The sequence below is a fragment of the Pseudomonas sp. D3-27 genome, from assembly GCF_051132165.1.
In the GTDB taxonomy this organism is placed as follows: Bacteria; Pseudomonadota; Gammaproteobacteria; order Pseudomonadales; family Pseudomonadaceae; genus Aquipseudomonas.
Genome location: NZ_CP071667.1, coordinates 3478555 through 3496935, shown reverse-complemented (window position 1 = coordinate 3496935; position 18381 = coordinate 3478555). Strand labels below are relative to the sequence as shown.

The following is an 18381-nucleotide window of genomic DNA, read 5'->3' as shown; positions in this document are numbered from 1 at the left end:
CCTCACTGAACCGCGGCCGCGGGCGCGTTCATCAAAACGATCGCAGCGGTCACCAGCATGTTGATCAGGGTCAGCGGCAGGCAGAATTTCCAGCTGAAATCCATCACCTGGTCGTAGCGTGGGCGCGGGATCGAGGCGCGCAACAGAACGAACAGCATGATGAAAAACGCGGTCTTCAGGGCGAACCAGACGAAGGACAGTTGCGGCAGGATGCCGAACGGACCGTGCCAGCCACCGAAGAACAGCGTCACCAGCAGTGCCGAGATCAGGATGATGCCGATGTACTCGCCAACGAAGAACATGCCCCATTTCATGCCGGCATATTCAATGTGGTAACCGTCGGCCAGTTCCTGTTCCGCTTCCGGCTGGTCGAAGGGGTGACGGTGAGTCACGGCCACGCCAGCGATGAAGAAGGTACAGAAGCCGAAGAACTGCGGAATGATGAACCACAGGTTCTGGGCCTGGTACTCGACGATGTCGCGCATGTTGAACGAGCCGGCCTGAATCACGATGCCCATCAGCGACAGGCCCATGAACACTTCATAGGACACGGTCTGGGCCGAGGCCCGCAGGCTGCCGAGCAGGGCGAACTTGTTGTTACTCGACCAACCGGCGAACAACACCGCGTACACCGACAGGCCGGCCATGGCGAAGAAGAACAGCAGGCCGATGTTCAGGTCCGCCACGCCCCAGGTCGGGGTGATCGGGATGACCGCGAAGGCGATCAGCAAGGCGCTCATGGCCACGACCGGTGCCAGGGTGAAGATCACCTTGTCGGCGAACGGTGGCGTCCAGTCTTCCTTGAAGAACATCTTCACCATGTCGGCGGCGATCTGGAACATGCCGAACGGGCCGACGCGGTTCGGACCGTAGCGGTCCTGCCACCAGCCCAGCAGGCGACGTTCGACGAAGCTCAGCAACGCGCCGCAGACCACCACGGCCAGCAAGACCACGATGGCCTTGAGGACCGTCAGGATCACGGCGATCACTTCAGGGGTGAACCAGCTCATTGCGCTGCCTCCTGCAGACCGTCGACGGTTTTGCCGAAAATCGCCGGTGGAATACCCGCCAGGCCAGCCGGCAGGGCCACCAGGCCGGCGCCCAGTTCTTCATTGATGCGCAGCGGCAGACGCAAGGTCTGGCCAGCCACGTTCAGGCTCAGCAGGGCACCGTCGTTGACGCCCAGGCGATCGGCTTCGGACTTGGCCAGCGACACGTAGGCGGCCGGGATGCGCTCCTGCACAGGCTCGGCCTTGGAAGAGTTCTCTTCGCTGCCGAACAGGTGATGGAACGGCACGACCTGCCAGGTGCCCGGTGCCGGGTTGAAGGCACGTGGGACGCTGGCGAACCAGCCCAGGCCATCGCCCTGGCTTTCGATCAGGCGAGTGCCCGGATCACCGGCACGCAGGTGGCCGCCGACTTCGTCCTGGAACTTGTTCCAGGCCTGCGGCGAGTTCCAGCCCGGCGACCAGGCGAACGGCACTTGCGAGCGCGGTTCGGCGGAGCCCGAGTAACCTTCCATGGAGAAGGCGAACGCGGTGTCCTTGTCCTGCGGAGTACGCGGTTCGTGGACGCTGATATTGGCGCGCATCGCGGTGCGACCGGAGTAGCGCAGCGGTTCGCGAGCCAGTTTCAGGCCCTTGATGCGGAACGCGGCGGACGGCGCGGCGTCGACCACACCGGCCAGTTGCGCAGTGCTCGAGGCAACGGCGGCCGTGACGTGGTCCAGTTGCGTCCAGTCGATCGGCTGGTTCAGCAGGGTGGCGCGCAGGGCGTGCAGCCAGCGCCAGCCTTCGTGGACCAGAATGCTGGCGTCCAGGTATTGCGGGTCGAAAACCTGGAAAAAGCGCTGGGCGCGGCCTTCCTGGCTGACCAGCGTACCGTCGCCTTCGGCGAAGCTTGCCGCCGGCAGCACCAGGTCGGCGCGGTCGGTGGTGGCGGTTTTCTGATGGTCGGCGACGATCAAGACCTTGGCGGCGCTCAGGGCGGCATCGACCTTGGCATTGTCGGTGCGGGTGAACAGGTCGTTCTCCAGCACGACGATGGCGTCGGCGTTGCCGTCGATCACCGCTTGCAGCGCCGCGTCGACCGATTCGCCACCAAGCATGGCCAGGCCGAGGCTGTTGGCCTCAGGTACAACCAGGCTGATGGAGCCATTTTTTTCGCGTAGCTTCAGTGCCTTGGCGATGTTGGCCGCGGCTTGGATCAGCGCCTTGGAACCCAGGGAGGTGCCGGCGATGATCAGCGGACGCTTGGCGGCCAGCAGGGCGTCGGCGATGCGTTGGGCGAGGGCGGCTGCTTCACTGTCCAGGCCGTCGACGGCCGGGGCGCTGGCATCCAGGGCGTGGGCCACGGCAAAACCGATGCGCGCCAGATCGTCCGGAGCGGCGTGGACGCATTCTTCGGCCACGTCGTCGAGCTTGGTTTCAGCGAGGCTGGCGATGAACAGCGGGTTCAGCGCGTGCTGGCCGATGTTCTTCACGGCGGCGTCGAGCCATGGCTGGACGCGCATGGCGTCGGCCATGTCCTCGGCCTTGCCCTTGACCGACTGGCGCAGGGCGAGGGCCATGCGGGCGGCGGTCTGGGTCAGGTCTTCGCCGAGGACGAACACTGCGTCGTGGTCTTCGATGTCGCGCATCGTCGGCACGGGCAGTGGGCTGTCCTTGAGCACTTGCAGCACCAGGCGGATGCGTTCCAGCTCGCCGGCCTCGATGCCACTGTAGAAGTGCTCGGCGCCGACCAGCTCACGCAGGGCGTAGTTGCTTTCCAGGCTGGCGCGAGGCGAACCGATGCCGACGATGTTGCGTCCGCGCAGCAGCTCGGCGGCCTTGTCCAGGGCTTCGTCCAGGCTCAGCTTGGCGCCGTTTGCGAGCAGCGGCTGGCGCGGGCGATCCTTGCGGTTGACGTAGCCATAGCCGAAACGGCCACGGTCGCACAGGAAGTACTGGTTCACCGAACCGTTGTAGCGGTTTTCGATGCGGCGCAGTTCGCCGTAACGCTCGCCCGGGCTGATGTTGCAACCGCTGGAGCAGCCGTGGCAGATGCTTGGCGCGAACTGCATGTCCCACTTGCGGTTGTAGCGCTCGGAGTGGGTCTTGTCGGTGAACACACCGGTCGGGCAGACCTCGGTGAGGTTGCCGGAGAATTCACTTTCCAGGGTGCCGTCTTCAACGCGACCGAAGTAGACGTTGTCGTGGGCGCCGAATACGCCCAGGTCGGTGCCGCCGGCGTAGTCCTTGTAGAAACGCACGCAACGGTAGCAGGCGATGCAGCGGTTCATCTCGTGGGAAATGAACGGGCCGAGATCCTGGTTCTGGTGGGTACGCTTGGTGAAGCGATAACGGCGCTCGTTGTGGCCGGTCATCACGGTCATGTCTTGCAGGTGGCAATGGCCGCCTTCCTCACAGACCGGGCAGTCGTGAGGGTGGTTGGTCATCAACCATTCGACGACGCTGGCGCGAAACACTTTCGCTTCTTCGTCGTCGATGGAGATCCAGCTGCCGTCGGTGGCGGGGGTCATGCAAGACATGACGATCCGACCACGCTTGTCGTTCTCGTCGGTGTACTGCTTGACCGCGCACTGGCGGCAGGCGCCAACGCTGCCAAGGGCGGGGTGCCAGCAGAAATAAGGAATGTCGAGGCCCAGCGACAGACATGCCTGTAACAGGTTGTCTGCGCCATCGACTTCGAGCTCTTTGCCGTCTACGTGGATAGTGGCCATGGTTCAAAGTTCTTCGTTGGCCCGGTGTCAGCGGGCGTGGCTAATGGAATCTTGTCGTTCGTCCGATTCCAAACAGCCTCGGTAAAGAGGCGTCATCGAACGAAAGGCGAAGGGCACGGACCCTTCGCCTTTTTAAGCGTCGTTACGCGCCGACCATGGTCGGCGAGACCACCTGATTGAGATCGTCCGCGCGGGTTGGCGCGATGCCGGCCTCGAATTCAGGGCGGAAGTATTTGATGGCGCTGCCCAACGGCTCCACGGCACCCGGTGCGTGAGCACAGAAGGTCTTGCCTGGGCCGAGGAAACCCACCAGGCCCAGCAGGGTCTCGATGTCGCCGGGTTGGCCTTGGCCTTTCTCGATGGCCATCAAGAGCTTGACGCTCCAGGGCAGGCCGTCGCGGCAAGGGGTGCAGAAACCGCAGGATTCGCGCGAGAAAAACTGCTCCATGTTGCGCAGAAGCGAAACCATGTTGACGCTGTCGTCCACCGCCATCGCCAGGCCGGTACCCATCCGGGTGCCCACCTTGGCGATGCCACCGGCATACATTTGTGCGTCCAGGTGTTCCGGCAACAGGAAACCGGTGCCGGCGCCGCCGGGCTGCCAGCACTTGAGCTTGTAGCCGTCGCGCATGCCACCGGCGTAGTCTTCGAACAGCTCGCGAGCGGTGACGCCGAACGGCAGTTCCCACAGGCCAGGGTTCTTGACCTTGCCGGAGAAGCCCATGAGCTTGGTGCCCATGTCTTCACTGCCGTCACGGGCCAGGGATTTGTACCAGTCGACGCCGTCGGCGATGATCGCCGGAACGTTGCACAGGGTCTCGACGTTGTTCACGCAGGTCGGCTTGCCCCACACGCCGACGGCGGCGGGGAAGGGCGGCTTGGAGCGTGGGTTGGCGCGGCGGCCTTCCAGGGAGTTGATCAGCGCGGTTTCTTCACCGCAGATGTAACGCCCGGCGCCGGTGTGGACGAACAGCTCGAAATCGAAGCCTGAGCCCAGGATGTTCTTGCCCAGCAGGCCAGCGGCCTTGGCTTCTTCCACGGCACGGTTCAGGTGCTTGGCGGCGGTGGTGTATTCGCCACGCAGGAAGATGTAGCCACGGTAGGTCTTCAGCGCGCGGGCACTGATCAGCATGCCTTCGATCAGCAGATGGGGCAGTTGCTCCATCAGCATGCGGTCTTTCCAGGTGTTGGGTTCCATCTCGTCCGCGTTGCACAGCAGGTAGCGGATGTTGATGGACTCGTCCTTTGGCATCAGGCCCCATTTCACGCCGGTGGGGAAGCCCGCGCCGCCACGGCCCTTGAGGCCGGCGTCCTTCACGGTCTGGACGATGTCATCGGCGGCCATGTCGGCGAATGCCTTGCGCGCGGCGGCATAGCCGTTCTTCGCCTGGTATTCGTCCAGCCATACCGCTTCGCCGTCGTCACGCAGACGCCACGTCAGGGGATGGGTTTCGGCCGAACGCTGGATGCGGTTGGCGGGCCCGAAGGAAGTCAGGGTCATACGTAGCCCTCCAGCAGTTTGGCGACGCCGTCCGGCTTGACGTCACCAAAGGTGTCGTCATCGATCATCAGCGCCGGTGCCTTGTCGCAGTTGCCCAGGCAGCACACGGGCAGCAGGGTGAAGCGGCCGTCGGCGGTGGTCTGGCCCAGGCCGATGCCCAGCTTGCTCTGGAGCTCGCCGACCACCGATTCGTGGCCGCCGATGTAGCAGACCATGCTGTCGCAGACGCGAATGATGTGGCGGCCTACGGGCTGGCGGAAAATCTGGCTGTAGAAGGTAGCGACGCCTTCGACGTCGCTGGCCGGGATGCCGAGGATCTCGCCGATGGCGTAGAGTGCGCCGTCAGGCACCCAGCCACGTTCCTTCTGGACGATCTTCAAGGCTTCGATCGACGCCGCGCGCGGGTCTTCGTAGTGATGCAGCTCATGCTCGATGGCCGAGCGCTCGGTTTCGCTCAGGGCGAAACGGTCAGTCTGGATAAGCGTGCTGTTCATGCTTAGCGGTCCACGTCGGCCATAACGAAATCGATACTACCCAGGTACGCGATCAAGTCCGCGACCATGCTGCCTTTGATCACCGAAGGGATCTGCTGCAGGTGCGGGTAGCTTGGGGTGCGAATCCGGGTGCGGTAGCTCATGGTGCCGCCGTCGCTCGTCAGGTAATAACTGTTGATGCCCTTGGTCGCTTCGATCATCTGGAAGGATTCGTTGGCCGGCATGACCGGGCCCCACGAAACTTGCAGGAAGTGGGTGATCAGGGTCTCGATGTGTTGCAGCGTGCGTTCTTTCGGTGGCGGCGTGGTCAGCGGGTGGTCCGCCTTGTACGGGCCTTCCGGCATGTTGCGCATGCACTGCTCGATGATCTTGACGCTCTGGCGCATTTCCTCGACGCGAACCATGCAGCGGTCATAGGCGTCACCGTGAGTCGCCAGCGGGACTTCGAACTCGAAGTTCTCGTAGCCGGAATACGGGCGCGCCTTGCGCAGGTCGAAGTCCAGGCCGGTGGCGCGCAGGTTCGGGCCGGTAACGCCCCATTCCAGCGCTTCCTTGGTGTTGTAGGCGGCCACGCCTTCGGTTCGGCCGCGAAGGATGCTGTTCTTCAGGGCGGCCTTGGTGTATTCGTCCAGGCGCTTGGGCATCCACTCGACGAAATCCTTGACCAGCTTTTCCCAGCCGCGCGGCAGGTCGTGGGCCACGCCGCCGATGCGGTACCAGGCCGGGTGCAGGCGGAAACCGGTGACGGCTTCGATCACGGTGTAGGCTTTCTGGCGGTCGGTGAACGTGAAGAACACCGGCGTCATCGCGCCCACGTCCTGGATGTAGGTGCCCAGGAACAGCAGGTGGCTGGTGATACGGAAGAACTCGGCCATCATGATGCGAATCACGTTGACACGGTCCGGCACCGTGATGCCCGCCAGTTTTTCCACCGACAGGACGTACGGCAGGTTGTTCATTACCCCGCCAAGGTAGTCGATGCGATCGGTGTAGGGGATGTAGCTGTGCCAGGACTGGCGCTCACCCATTTTCTCGGCGCCACGGTGGTGGTAGCCGATGTCCGGAACGCAATCGACGATCTCTTCGCCGTCCAGCTGCAGGATGATGCGGAACGCACCGTGGGCCGAAGGGTGGTTCGGGCCCAGGTTGAGGAACATGTAGTCCTCGTTGGCACCGGAACGCTTCATCCCCCAGTCTTCAGGCTTGAAGCGCGCGGACTCTTCTTCGAGTTGCTGCTTGGCCAGGGTCAGGCTGTACGGGTCGAACTCCGTGGCACGGGCCGGGAAGTCCTTGCGCAGCGGGTGACCTTCCCAGGTCGGCGGCATCATGATGCGCGTCAGGTGCGGGTGGCCGGGGAAATCGATGCCGAACATGTCCCAGACTTCACGCTCGTACCAGTTGGCGTTCGGCCAGATGCCGGTCACGGTCGGCACGCTGAGGTCGCTTTCGGACAAGGCGACCTTGATCATTACGTCACTATTACGCTCCACCGACAACAGGTGGTAGAACACGGTGAAATCGGCACCAGGCAAGCCCTGGCGCTTGGTGCGCAGACGCTCGTCCACGCCATGCAGGTCATAGAGCATGACGTACGGCTTGGGCAGGTTGCGCAGGAAGGTCAGGACTTCGATCAGCTTGGCGCGGGCAACCCAAAGCACCGGCATGCCGGTGCGGGTCGACTGGAGCGTGAACGCCTCTGCGCCAAAACGGTTGTTCAGTTCGACGACCACATCCTGGTCGTCTGCCTTGTAAGGCGGGATGTACAGAGCACTGCCTGTAGTCATGGTTATTTATCGCTTTCGGTCAACGTAAAGAATGAAGCCAGGTTCTCGTTTCTTCTACAGAGCAGAGCTGGATCAGACTTCGTCGGGGCTGCGCAGATTCGTGACTGCGATTCGCTGTTCGCGGCGCTGTTCCTTTTGCGACGGCATGTCGGCGCGATAGACGCCTTGATCACCGACGACCCAGGACAGTGGGCGACGCTCCTGGCCGATGGATTCCTGCAGCAGCATCAAGCCTTGCAGGAACGCTTCGGGGCGGGGCGGGCAGCCGGGCACGTAGACATCCACGGGGAGGAATTTGTCGACCCCCTGGACCACGGAGTAAATGTCATACATGCCGCCGGAGTTGGCACAGGCGCCCATGGAAATGACCCACTTGGGTTCCAGCATCTGTTCGTACAGGCGCTGGATGATGGGGGCCATTTTCAGGAACGGCGTACCGGCGATAACCATGAAATCCGCCTGGCGCGGCGATGCCCGGATCACTTCGGCGCCAAAGCGCGCGATGTCGTGGGGCGCCGTGAAGGCGGTGGTCATTTCCACGTAGCAGCACGAAAGGCCGAAGTTGTACGGCCAAAGGGAGTTCTTGCGACCCCAGTTGACCGTGCTGTTCAGCACGTCTTCGAGCTTGCCCATGAAGATGTTCTTGTGGACTTGATCTTCTAACGGATCGGCGACGGTTTCCCGCTTGCCGATCGGATACTGCTCGTTAGGAGCATCGGGGTCGATCCTGGTGAGATTGTATTGCATTGCCAAAGCCTCATTGTTTCAGCTTCGCTTGCCGCTTGCGCCGAGCTTCCGGAGCCCAATCAAGAGCTCCCACCCGGTAAAGGTAGACAAGACCTGCCAACAGAATTGCTATGAAAACGAGAGCTTCGACGAATCCGGTCCAGCCGCTTTCGCGGACGGACACAGACCATGCAAAGAGAAAAAGGGCTTCGATATCGAAGATCACGAAGAGCATCGCGACCAGATAGAATTTGGCTGAGAGCCGCAAGCGGGCGCCACCGGTAGGCAGCATGCCGGACTCGAACGGTTCATTCTTGCTGCGGCCCCAGGCTTTTGACCCGAGCAGGCTCGACACGCCGAGCATGAAGGCACACAGGCCGACGACGCCCAGAAGGAAAATGGCAAAGCCCCAATTGTGGGCCATGAGTCCTGTCGCTTCGGGCATGCTGGAAATCCTTAACAGAGAGCAAAGGTCTCTGAGCTTCAAAAAGAAATAACGCAGTGACGATATGTCGCAGCAATCAATCGCGGTGATTTTATGGCTAAACACCGGGCAAGTAAAATTCCAATGGCGAAATTATTTATTGGGATAAGGACATAGCGCGCCTCCGTGACCCCGCAGCCCCGGCGGGGCGGGGATTGGCTGTTAAATTCTCAATCGAATTTCTTATCGTTTGTAACAATGATGATGATTCTCAAATGATAATTGTTATTGTTTGTGGCAGTGTTTCTATCGGATCTTGATGTTGTAACTGAGAACCTGCCTTGCCTCGTCGCAACTGCTGTTGTCGGCGGCGGCCGTTTTACTCCTTTTCAGACTGCCCGATACTGCGTTCGATCAATTTTTTGTCGGAGCGCATCGACGAAATGTGGTGTGGCGCTCTGGCGGCGACTCCTTATGCAGGGCCGCTCCTGTGGGAGCCAAGCTCGCTCGCGATGTCACAGATGCGGTCCCGAGGCAGACAGCATTGTCGTTCGGCGCAGGTGAGTCAGGCTCCCACAGGTGCGGACTTGCTTCTATAGAGTAGGTCGCTTCAGCGAAACCGCGTGGAGAAACGAGGTGGCTTTCCTTGGCTGGCTCTGCAGTGCCTTATTTGTGCTTGTCCCCCCGGTGACCCCATGTCTCCGGCTGGCTATGGCAACCATAGCTCAGCCACAAAGCCGCAGGACCTTTGAATCGTAAAGACTCGGCGTATGGCAATGGAGTCATCCCGTTTCTGATGCTTCCCGTCATTCGGTTGAGATCAGTGCTTGGCGCCGGGCCATTCAAGGCAAGGTCGGTAGCACTTGCGGTGTCTTCAATATTGGTCCGAGTGCAGATTAGATAAATCAAAAATAAAAGTGCGGTTTTGATGCTGCGATCAGGATCTTTTAGAAACATCCAGTGCGGAATAATACAAGCTGGTGATAATTGTAAGTAATTTCCTACGGAATATTGAATTTTGTATGCCGGAGTGTTCCTGGGCTGTAATTTTGCGGGATATTAGAGTTGATTGTTGGGCGAGGGCTGAGCGAGGCTAATGCCCGAAGGTATAAAGGTATTCTTGTTTGGCTTTCCATTCAAAATGCAAGGAAGTCTCGTATGTCGGAGAAAATAAATAATTACATAAATACAGCCCGCTCTGTTGAGATTGGCAACCCTTCTTGGGCTCTTGCACAGATATCTGGTTTGACTGATTTAAGTATTCGGCATGTCCAGCGGGGCCGGATGGAAGATCAGAATGGTCATTCCTTCATAAATATGTGTTCTTGCTCATATCTCGGCCTTGAGGTCGACGAGCGTCTGGCTCAGCGTGCGGCGGATTATGTGTTGAGCTGCGGTACGGTGAATTTACCCACCTCTTGCATCAGAATAAGATTGAAGGAGCTCGACGAGCTGGAAGACCGCTTGTCGGCGCATTTTGACTGCACAGCATTCACGGCGACGTCCTGCAGTGCGGGTATCGTTGCTTCTTTACCCCTGCTCGCAGCCGGTATGTTTACCGAGGGACAGCGGCCGTTTTTGATTTTTGATAAGCATGCCCATTTTGCCTTGAATCAGGTCAAAGCTATTTGTGGTGATGAAACTCAAGTTGTGACGTGCAACCATAATGACGTTGATTTTATCGAGGACATGTGCAAGCGATATCCACTGGTGGCTTACGTTGCTGACGGAGCCTATAGCATGGGAGGGAGTGCGCCAGTTGAAAAGCTTTTGATGTTGCAGGATAAGTATGGTTTGTTTCTTTATTTTGATGACTCTCATTCCTTGAGTGCCTACGGCGAGAAGGGCGAAGGCTATGTTCGAACTTTTACGCCGGAACTGAATCCGCGAACAATATTAGTCTATTCCTTGGCAAAAGCTTTTGGGGCCAATGGTGGCGGTATTTTTATGTCCAGTAAAGCTAAGTACCACCAGGTTTTTAGGCGTTTTGGCGGGCCGATGTCCTACTCTCAATATGTTAATCCAGCCACAATGGGCGCGGCAATGGCCTCTCTGGATATCCATGAAACCGGTGAACTGGCCACGCTGCAAGATAGGCTCAACTCCAATATTCGACTTTTTGACAGCGTGTTTGCTACTGATCATGCCGGGTCGCGTCTACCGATTCGGGTTATTCCACTCGAAAGCCCGGATATGGCTATAAGCGTTTCCGAGGGTGTGTTCAAGCGGGGATATTATTCATCCGCCGTGTTTTTCCCTATCGTGGCAAGAAATAAATCTGGCTTGCGCGTAATGATGCGTGCCGATATGTCGTCGAGCGATATTTTGGGCTTTTGCTCCGCAGTCAAAGCCGAGATTGAAATGGCCAGCCTGCTCCCGAAATCTGCAAATATATAGAGGCCGTAATGTCTAATCTCGTACCAAGAAGCTTGTTGTACTGCTCCGCCTTGCATCCTGAACAGTATGTTAAAAGTGCCTTGGCTGATGTCATGGTCATAGATTTAGAGGATGGCGTTCCGGTATTGCAAAAAGCCCAAGCCAGAACATTTGTGGCACAGTTTTATAATTCCAGTGTTATACAGCGCACGGCCCTGCGCATTAACCCGCTGCGTGATAATCAGGGATTGCTAGATTTGCTTTTAGTGCAGTCACTTAATCATCGCCCGGAATTCATCATTATGGCTATGACCGAAGCGGCTGCTGAAATAGACGTTGTTCGGGCCAATTTGAGCCGTAGCGAAGAAAGTCCCAAAATATTGGTTACGGTCGAGACGCCGGGATGTTTGCGTAATATTCATGACATTGCTTCCAGCGCTGACGGACTGATTTTTGGTTCGGCGGACTATGCGGCCAGCCTAGGTGTCACGATCGGAGGGTGGAACAATATGCTGCATGCGCGCGCGAGTATCGTGTCCGCTGGTAGCGCGGGGGGCATACCTGTGTTTGACACAGCTTATTTCCAACTCGATAACGAGGCAGGCCTCCTGCAAGAATGTAGCGATGTTCGTAATATGGGTTTTAGTGGCAAGACAGCCGTACATCCAAAGCAAATTCCTCTTATCAATGAGATGTTTACACCGTCCAATGCTGAGTATGAACACGCACTGGCAGTTGTGCAGGCAGCGGAGAATAGCGGCGAAAAGATTACTAAATTGAAGAATCTTATGGTCGGGCCCCCGTTTGTAAAACAAGCAATAAAAGTGATTCAGCGGGCTCACGAGTTGGGGCGATAAGGAATAGTTTATGGGACCGATGGTTTTGGCTCACGACCGGATTGGTGAGAACCGATACCGCGAATCGCATGGGTTGTATTTCGAACAATTTGTGATAGGTGATATTTTCGAGCATCGGCCCGGTCGTACCGTGACAGAGCTCGATAATATATGGCAGTCATTAATCAATATGAATAACCATCCTGCTCATATTGATCTTGCTTATGCGCAACAAACTGAATTCCAGAAACTTCTAGTTAACAGTTCGGTTACGTTGTCAATTGTCAGCGGTATGACGGTGGCGACCATGAGCGCCCGAGCGATCGCGAATCTGGGTTGGGATGAAATTCGTTTGCCTTGTCCGGTTTATGTAGGCGACACCCTGTACGCGGAGAGTGAGGTCGTTTCCAAGCGTGAGTCCCGGTCGCGACCCGGACAGGGGATTGTCACTATCAAGGTTATCGGTCGTAAGCAATGCGGAACACCAGTGATTACCTACTTACGCACATTTTTAGTTCCGAACAAAGACGCTGCGCAAGATTATCCTATCGGGTAGGTAGTCTTTTTAGAATTTGATCAAAACAAACAGGAATGTGTCATGACCAAGCTTGCTGTTATTACTGGTGGAAACTCAGGAATCGGTGAAGCCTGCGCATGGCGTTTTGCAAGAGAAGGATACGAGGTCATCGTTTGTGGGCGACGCCGGGCGCAGAACATAGCGTTGTGTGAACGCATTCTAGACGCGGGAGGTCGAGCTTACGGCTATGAGGTTGATTTGCGCGATCCTCAGGCCCTCGGAGATTTTTTTCGAAGGGTGGCAACTGATCACTCATCGGTGAATTGCCTTGTGAACAGTATTGGCATCGAGGGCTCTTCATTCACGCGGACTGAAGACTATTCCGACGCTGTTTTCGAGGATGTCATGGCAACCAATGTCAGGGCTCCATGGCTGTGCATGAAAGCTGTATTACCCCAAATGCGAGCCTTGGGTGCCGGCAGTATCGTCAATGTGGCTTCGCTAGCAGGTCTTCGGGCGAGTGTTACGGGTGGTTCGGTTTACTCCGCAAGCAAACATGCTTTGGTGGGGATGAGCAGGGCTGCGGCAAGGGAGTATGCGCCTTATGGCATTCGCATTAACGCAGTGTGCCCGGCGTTTGTCCGCACCCCCTTATCACAGGACATCCTGGGCGGACGTCTGGATGACGTTGGTAGCTCTCACCCATTGAATCGTATCTGCGAGGCGGAGGAGGTCGCCAGCGCGGTCTATTGGTTGAGTTCACAGGAAGCGTCGTTCATCACCGGCATCGCCATGCCTGTGGATGGAGGCACTCAGGCATGAAGGTCAGCTGCTACAGAAAGCCGGTTCAAACATTGCGGAACGAGGAATTAGCATGCTGCTGCTAAACCGCGAAGATATTGGACAGTGTGTCAATTTTCCAAGGCTTGTCCAAGCACTCGAAGACGCTCATAAGGCGTTCGCATTGGCCTCGCCAGTGGCTCCACAGCGTCTGATCATCGCTCATGAACGGCAAAACGCTTTTTCACTGTTTATGCCAGCGTTTCTTCCAGCGAGCCAGACGCTGGGAGTCAAGATTTCATCGTTTCATCCCGGTAACGCGGCGCGCGGTTTGTCGGCCGTCAACGGGGCGGTGCTGTTGATGGATATTGAAACCGGGCAGCTACTTGCTTTGCTTGACAGCACGGCTCTCACTGCCACCCGTACCAGCGCCATGAGTGCATTGGCGACGGACAAACTGTGTCCGCGCGTGCAGCTCAACTTGGCGGTTATCGGCGCGGGGGCACAAGCTGCCGCTCATATAGAGGCAATAGCGACGATTCGTGAGTTAGGAGAGATCAAAATATTTTCGCGTCGGTTCTACCAGAGTGAATTGCTGGCTGAACGTCTTTCCACTGAGCTGTCGTTGTCGATTACTGCGGTCCGAAATATAGATGAGGCGCTCAAGAACGCAGATATCGTATGCACGACGACGTCCCATGATGGCTCGCAGCCTTTGATTAGTGCGCACCAACTGAAGCCATCCGCCCACGTGAATGCTATTGGCGGCGGTTCCAAGCTGGCATGTGAAATCGATCCTGAGGTGTTGGCTATTGCCCAAGTATATGTCGATCATCTAGGGGCTGCTCGATGTGAGTCGGGAGAAGTAGCGCAGGCTTTGGCGCGGTCCCTGATTGGGGAGAAAGATATCCAGCAGATGAGTGAATTGGTTACGGATAATCCTCCCTCTATACCGCTAAAGCGTGGATTAAGTTATTTCCGCAGCGTTGGGCATGCCAGTCAAGATATGGTGGTCGCTGCTTTAATTTATAAATATGCAATGGATAATCAGGTCGGCTTTAGCTGCGACTATATGTGTAACTAGCGCCTCGGGTAATGGATGCTCTGAAAAGATTTATAACCGACAGGGAAAGATAGGTGTATATGAACATTCTGATGATTGATTCAATACGAGCGAATTATGTTGAGGCTGGTGAGTATTCCAGGGAGTCAGAGCTAAGGCCATATTTGCTAGAGGTTACATCCAATCCATCCGATGACCAATTAGCTTGAGCGGATGGAATTGTTGCCTTTCACTCGGTTGTCATCGATAAACCCTTAATTGCCAAAATGCATCGCTGTCGCGCGTTGGTGAAAGCAACCATCGGTGTAGATGACGTCGATATCGAGGCCTTGAGCGCAAAGGGTATCTTGCTTTCCAATATTGGTTCGGTGGGCGTCGAGGAAGTCGCTGAGCATGCGATGGCTCTTATCCTTTCAGCCCAGCGAAAGCTTTACGATTACGCCGCAGATATTAGGCGAGGTGGTTGGAACTGGAGGTCGCATTCCGGTGAGGTCAAAGCTTGCAGTGATACTGTCTTGGGCCTAATCGGTTACGGGGCGACCGGACGGGCGTTGGCCCATAGGGCGGCTGCCATGGGCTATCAAGTTTGCTATTACGATCCTTGCGTTGAACGATGCGTTGAGGGCATTGCGCAAGGTGAGTCATTGGAGTCATTGCTTTCCAAGGCAGACGTCATATCGTTGCATCTGCCTCTTACCCCCGACACCCGACACCTGCTCAACGATAGGTTTTTTTCACGTATCAAGCGTGGCGCAACACTGGTCAATACGGCGCGTGGTGCAATCGTAGATACTGACGCGTTGCTCAGGGCGTTGAACTCTGGGCATGTTTAAACGGCCATGCTAGACGTCCTTGAGGAGGAACCAGCCCCTCCACAAGCGCTTATCGATCATGAGCGCGTAGTGCTGACCCCTCATGCGGCGTTTTACAGCAAACAGTCCCTAGTAGAGTTAAAGACCAATGCTTTATCAGCATTACTGGGGCTGTTGCGGGGCGAAAGAGTCGACACCGTAATCAATCCAGGTTGCGCACAGGTGGAGGAGAAGGGGTATGCCTGAGTTAAAACTAGCAGATACTGAGTCCTTGAAGTCTGGTTTGCCAGCCTGGTTCGACTTGGCTATAGGGAACAGCATTCTTCAATACGGCCAACGCTTGGCAGCGCGGCAGTTATTGGTCAATACCCTTGGCAACATTGCGATACGTAGCAACTGCCCGTATTGGCGACGAGAGGTGGTCTATACCAAGCATCGAGGAGTGTCGCTGGAAGAGTGTGATCTTGAGCATCTGGCGGTCTTGGACCTACAGTCCAACAAGCTATTGCATGGTCGTTTTCGGCCCAGTATAGGACACCAGATGCACCGGGAGATCATGCGTTGCCGCTCCGACGTCAATGCCACTGTGCATCTTCATCCTAACGACGTCATTTCCTTTTTTGCTGTCATGCGATGGCAAGAAATGGAATACGTTTCGAATGACACCGCGCTTGTAATGGGTAAGCCGCCTTGCATCCTTGGTGAAGGTGTCAACATTGAGCTGGATGTGAGCGCCATCAGGCAATGTGCTCATGACACCAACTGTATTGTAATGCCAGGACACGGCATCACCAGCTTTGGGCGCGACTTATCTGAGGCTTTTCATCGTGCAGTGGCGTTTACTGCGGAAATCACTCGGCTAATTACTAGCCAATGTTTGTCGGCAGCGACAGGTAAATCAGTGTTGTATACCAGCGAAGAACAGGTACGGCAAATGTATGAGCTAGGTGAGCAGGTGATTTACGGGAGTCCGCTAAAATGAAAATTAATCAAGATATACGGCGGTCCGCGTCGTGGGAGGCGCCTGAACGCGATCTATCGTCAATTTTGCTGGATTTAAACGAAAATCAGTTTCTAGACGGTTTTCTAACAGAGTTTCTTGCTGCCGAACTAAAGGTGCAGGATCTGTTTACTTATCCAAACTATCAATCGCTGTTGGCCGAGCTGGCAGATTACTGCAAAACTTCGACTGACAATTTGCTTCTGACCAATGGAGCGGATCAGGCGATCGATTTGGTAGTACGCTTACTGTTCTCTCAGGGGGACCGGGTGGTCATCCCTTCTCCGGTGTTTTCCTTCTACTACCAAATGCTCTCCGTGGCTGGCGTCGAACCGGTGATTGTGGGATTTGAGAGGCAGGCACAAAGTTTTACGCTTTCGACCAGAGTTGTTCTCGATGCTCTGCACAACTGCCAAGGACTGATCCTATGTAACCCCAATAATCCTTTAGGGGTGCGAATTGACACTGAGCAACTGAGGATTTTGATTGAGGCTTGTGTGGAGTTGGACAAACCACTGATTGTTGATGAGTGCTACTTTGAGTATTTACAACATACCTGTCTCGACCTATGCGGAGCCGTTAGGCATTTGTTTATAATTCGTTCGTTTTCCAAGTATTTCGGTCTGGCGGGGCTGCGCCTGGGTTATGTCGTCACACATTCGGAGTCAATTAACGAGTTGTTGAAAGTGCGAGGGCCGTGGGATGTAAATCACGTTGCTGTGAAAGCAGCCCTTTTCTGTCTGAATAACCGTAAAGCATTGGAGCGAGCCCACTGCGAACTAGCCCGTGTGAAGCGCGAGATCATCGAATTTTCGCGGGCTTATGGAATTATTGTTTTCGATAGCGAAACAAATTTTTTGCTGCTGGAAGATCAGCGTGACGGTCGTCTCGCGAAGGCTTTCGCCAAGGCAAATATCGCATATGCGATTGCTCAAAATATCCTCACAGTTTCGGATTGCTTGAAAACATTTTGCGCGTGGTCGTTCCGGCGCCTTCTGATCTCCAGGCATTTAAAATGGCGATAATTCAGGGAGTCGGTGATCAGGAACGCAGGATTGATGGAAAGGAAACCCTTCGGTAGTGAGATCTTTGGTAATAATGACCAATTTGAACAGCAACATGCGCAATGTGGTGGTGCTTCGATTGCTGTTCGTCATGGCGAATGCTTTGGGCCCTTTTGCGGCGTTATTTTGGCAGCGCCATTACCATTTCGATAGTTCCGAGGTCGCAGTGGTAATAACGCTGATGTCGGTATTTTTTCTTGTCGGAAACTTGTTTGGAGGCGTATTGGTCAAGCATTATTCGTTCAGAATATTGTTGGCAAGTTCATCTTTTTGTTCGTTTGTATGCTTGCTGGGCGCGATGTTGCTTGGGGCGCCGGTTGCATCCGTTGCAACGGTTTTGCTGTTCATGTTTTTTGCAGGGCTGGTTACCCCCGTGTTCAGTCTGTTGACCTCTTTGGCGGCTAACGATAGCAACCGCATCGTTTTTTTTGGGTATCTGCATCTTGCCAGCAATCTGGGGGGAGCCCTGCTATTTGTCATTGGCGGATACTTGCTGGGGCTGGGCAGCGTTTACCTCATTGTTTTTGCTACGCTTGTGAGTCTGTTATGTCTTGCCTCAAGTGTCTCTCTTCGGCTTCCGACAAATCACCATAGCGCTGATGCAACAGTGGAATCCTCGAAGGGTTTGATAGTTAACCTGCCGAGGATTGTGGTGCTGGCAGGGGCCATGTTTTTTGCGCTGGCGGTACTGGATGCGCAGCGTGAGTACCACTTGCCTTTATGGCTTACGGAGCTAACGGCAGGTGAGGCAGCGAGCCTGTTCGGTGCGGTAGGTATCGTCAACGCCTTGCTGGTGATATTGCTGACGCAGCCATTAATCGCATTAACATCGCGTTTAGGGCCACTCACAAATTTCGCGCTTGCTGCGATTTTTTACAGTATTGGCTTTGGCGCCTATGCCATCTTCGAACATACGGTCCTGATTCTTTTGTTTGTATTTTTTTGGACACTGGGCGAAATTCTGAGTGTGACCTATATCACTGCCCTCATTTCACAGAAGGTTTCTTTGACTTCCCAAGCAGCGCTTTTTTCGTTTGTGCCGGTTGTGCTGGCTGGCGCGCGAATAGTATCTGTCGGGCTTGGGGCCTCGCTGATTGCGGGTGTTGGTTTTAAATTGAGTTGGGCGTTTTATGGCGGACTGGGTATCGTATTAGGAGCAATCTTTTTTTGGATTGGCGCTCGTTCAAAGAAATTATCGCGACGTAGCGGGGCAGAAGCTAAAGGTACAGTCTGAAATACGCTTCCAAATCCTTAGAAGAAAACGGGCCATTTCGAACGTTGAG

At 55.9% G+C, this 18381-nt stretch carries 15 protein-coding genes and 1 pseudogene; 9 read left to right on the top strand and 7 right to left on the bottom strand.

Going from position 1 to position 18381, the window contains the following annotated elements; translation table 11 throughout:
- Positions 1 to 2: 2 nt before the first annotated feature.
- The 7 genes from nuoH to J3P92_RS15660 all read right to left on the bottom strand — a co-directional run bounded on the left by nuoH (position 3) and on the right by J3P92_RS15660 (position 8671).
- Positions 3 to 1010 carry an NADH-quinone oxidoreductase subunit NuoH gene (gene nuoH / locus J3P92_RS15690; protein WP_039592869.1) on the bottom strand — a complete coding sequence of 336 codons (1008 nt, stop codon included), beginning with the start codon at positions 1008 to 1010 and terminating at the stop codon, positions 3 to 5.
- On the bottom strand, positions 1007 to 3721 hold the full coding sequence (nuoG, locus tag J3P92_RS15685) for an NADH-quinone oxidoreductase subunit NuoG (protein ID WP_420765865.1): 2715 nt from the start codon (positions 3719 to 3721) through the stop codon (positions 1007 to 1009). The genes nuoH and nuoG overlap by 4 nt, the downstream gene beginning before the upstream one ends.
- 142 nt (positions 3722 to 3863) lie before the next feature.
- On the bottom strand, positions 3864 to 5222 hold the full coding sequence (gene nuoF, locus J3P92_RS15680) for an NADH-quinone oxidoreductase subunit NuoF (protein ID WP_420765866.1): 1359 nt from the start codon (positions 5220 to 5222) through the stop codon (positions 3864 to 3866).
- Positions 5219 to 5716: an NADH-quinone oxidoreductase subunit NuoE gene (nuoE, locus tag J3P92_RS15675; RefSeq protein ID WP_092196990.1), complete on the bottom strand. Its 498-nt coding sequence runs from the start codon at positions 5714 to 5716 to the stop codon at positions 5219 to 5221. Before nuoE ends, nuoF begins: the two co-directional genes overlap by 4 nt.
- A gap of 2 nt (positions 5717 to 5718) precedes the next feature.
- Entirely contained in the window at positions 5719 to 7500 is a 1782-nt protein-coding gene (gene nuoC, locus J3P92_RS15670) for an NADH-quinone oxidoreductase subunit C/D (protein ID WP_434559593.1), read from the bottom strand.
- Between the two features lie 72 nt (positions 7501 to 7572).
- Positions 7573 to 8247: a NuoB/complex I 20 kDa subunit family protein gene (locus J3P92_RS15665; RefSeq protein WP_039592874.1), complete on the bottom strand. Its 675-nt coding sequence runs from the start codon at positions 8245 to 8247 to the stop codon at positions 7573 to 7575.
- 10 nt (positions 8248 to 8257) lie between these two features.
- Positions 8258 to 8671 (bottom strand): NADH-quinone oxidoreductase subunit A, encoded by a 414-nt coding sequence (locus tag J3P92_RS15660; protein WP_030141323.1) that lies wholly within the window; start codon positions 8669 to 8671, stop codon positions 8258 to 8260.
- Between the two features lie 1137 nt (positions 8672 to 9808).
- Between J3P92_RS15660 and J3P92_RS15655 the strand changes: the two genes are divergently transcribed.
- From J3P92_RS15655 to J3P92_RS15615, 9 genes and pseudogenes are all read left to right on the top strand, one after another.
- Positions 9809 to 11047 carry an aminotransferase class I/II-fold pyridoxal phosphate-dependent enzyme gene (locus J3P92_RS15655; protein ID WP_434648150.1) on the top strand — a complete coding sequence of 413 codons (1239 nt, stop codon included), beginning with the start codon at positions 9809 to 9811 and terminating at the stop codon, positions 11045 to 11047.
- Positions 11048 to 11055: 8 nt separating this feature from the next.
- Positions 11056 to 11883, top strand: coding sequence for an HpcH/HpaI aldolase/citrate lyase family protein (locus tag J3P92_RS15650; RefSeq protein ID WP_434648147.1), 828 nt, complete (start codon positions 11056 to 11058; stop codon positions 11881 to 11883).
- 10 nt (positions 11884 to 11893) lie between these two features.
- The gene (locus J3P92_RS15645; RefSeq protein WP_434648144.1) at positions 11894 to 12418 is read left to right on the top strand and encodes a MaoC family dehydratase; all 525 of its coding nucleotides are present in this window, start codon (positions 11894 to 11896) and stop codon (positions 12416 to 12418) included.
- A 42-nt stretch (positions 12419 to 12460) separates the two neighbouring features.
- Complete coding sequence (locus J3P92_RS15640) at positions 12461 to 13201, top strand: SDR family NAD(P)-dependent oxidoreductase (RefSeq protein WP_434648141.1); 741 nt, start codon at positions 12461 to 12463, stop codon at positions 13199 to 13201.
- Positions 13202 to 13253: 52 nt separating this feature from the next.
- Positions 13254 to 14243, top strand: a complete 990-nt coding sequence (locus J3P92_RS15635) for an ornithine cyclodeaminase family protein (RefSeq protein ID WP_434648138.1) — start codon at positions 13254 to 13256, stop codon at positions 14241 to 14243.
- 245 nt (positions 14244 to 14488) lie between these two features.
- Positions 14489 to 15280 (top strand): annotated as a pseudogene (locus J3P92_RS15630) (C-terminal binding protein).
- Positions 15273 to 16016: a class II aldolase/adducin family protein gene (locus J3P92_RS15625; RefSeq protein ID WP_434648135.1), complete on the top strand. Its 744-nt coding sequence runs from the start codon at positions 15273 to 15275 to the stop codon at positions 16014 to 16016. Before J3P92_RS15630 ends, J3P92_RS15625 begins: the two are co-directional and overlap by 8 nt.
- Positions 16013 to 17059: a pyridoxal phosphate-dependent aminotransferase gene (locus J3P92_RS15620; RefSeq protein ID WP_434648133.1), complete on the top strand. Its 1047-nt coding sequence runs from the start codon at positions 16013 to 16015 to the stop codon at positions 17057 to 17059. Before J3P92_RS15625 ends, J3P92_RS15620 begins: the two co-directional genes overlap by 4 nt.
- 73 nt (positions 17060 to 17132) lie before the next feature.
- Positions 17133 to 18332: an MFS transporter gene (locus J3P92_RS15615; RefSeq protein WP_434648130.1), complete on the top strand. Its 1200-nt coding sequence runs from the start codon at positions 17133 to 17135 to the stop codon at positions 18330 to 18332.
- Positions 18333 to 18381: the final 49 nt, after the last annotated feature.

Excerpts from the sequence above, each read along its gene's own strand:
- nuoG (WP_420765865.1), bottom strand. The coding sequence starts at position 3,721 with ATGGCCACTATCCACGTAGACGGCAAAGAGCTCGAAGTCGATGGCGCA.
- J3P92_RS15655 (WP_434648150.1), top strand. The coding sequence starts at position 9,809 with ATGTCGGAGAAAATAAATAATTACATAAATACAGCCCGCTCTGTTGAG.
- nuoH (WP_039592869.1), bottom strand. The coding sequence starts at position 1,010 with ATGAGCTGGTTCACCCCTGAAGTGATCGCCGTGATCCTGACGGTCCTC.
- J3P92_RS15660 (WP_030141323.1), bottom strand. The coding sequence starts at position 8,671 with ATGCCCGAAGCGACAGGACTCATGGCCCACAATTGGGGCTTTGCCATT.
- nuoF (WP_420765866.1), bottom strand. The coding sequence starts at position 5,222 with ATGACCCTGACTTCCTTCGGGCCCGCCAACCGCATCCAGCGTTCGGCC.
- J3P92_RS15615 (WP_434648130.1), top strand. The coding sequence starts at position 17,133 with ATGACCAATTTGAACAGCAACATGCGCAATGTGGTGGTGCTTCGATTG.
- J3P92_RS15620 (WP_434648133.1), top strand. The coding sequence starts at position 16,013 with ATGAAAATTAATCAAGATATACGGCGGTCCGCGTCGTGGGAGGCGCCT.
- J3P92_RS15650 (WP_434648147.1), top strand. The coding sequence starts at position 11,056 with ATGTCTAATCTCGTACCAAGAAGCTTGTTGTACTGCTCCGCCTTGCAT.
- J3P92_RS15625 (WP_434648135.1), top strand. The coding sequence starts at position 15,273 with ATGCCTGAGTTAAAACTAGCAGATACTGAGTCCTTGAAGTCTGGTTTG.
- J3P92_RS15645 (WP_434648144.1), top strand. The coding sequence starts at position 11,894 with ATGGGACCGATGGTTTTGGCTCACGACCGGATTGGTGAGAACCGATAC.
- J3P92_RS15665 (WP_039592874.1), bottom strand. The coding sequence starts at position 8,247 with ATGCAATACAATCTCACCAGGATCGACCCCGATGCTCCTAACGAGCAG.
- J3P92_RS15640 (WP_434648141.1), top strand. The coding sequence starts at position 12,461 with ATGACCAAGCTTGCTGTTATTACTGGTGGAAACTCAGGAATCGGTGAA.
- nuoE (WP_092196990.1), bottom strand. The coding sequence starts at position 5,716 with ATGAACAGCACGCTTATCCAGACTGACCGTTTCGCCCTGAGCGAAACC.
- J3P92_RS15635 (WP_434648138.1), top strand. The coding sequence starts at position 13,254 with ATGCTGCTGCTAAACCGCGAAGATATTGGACAGTGTGTCAATTTTCCA.
- nuoC (WP_434559593.1), bottom strand. The coding sequence starts at position 7,500 with ATGACTACAGGCAGTGCTCTGTACATCCCGCCTTACAAGGCAGACGAC.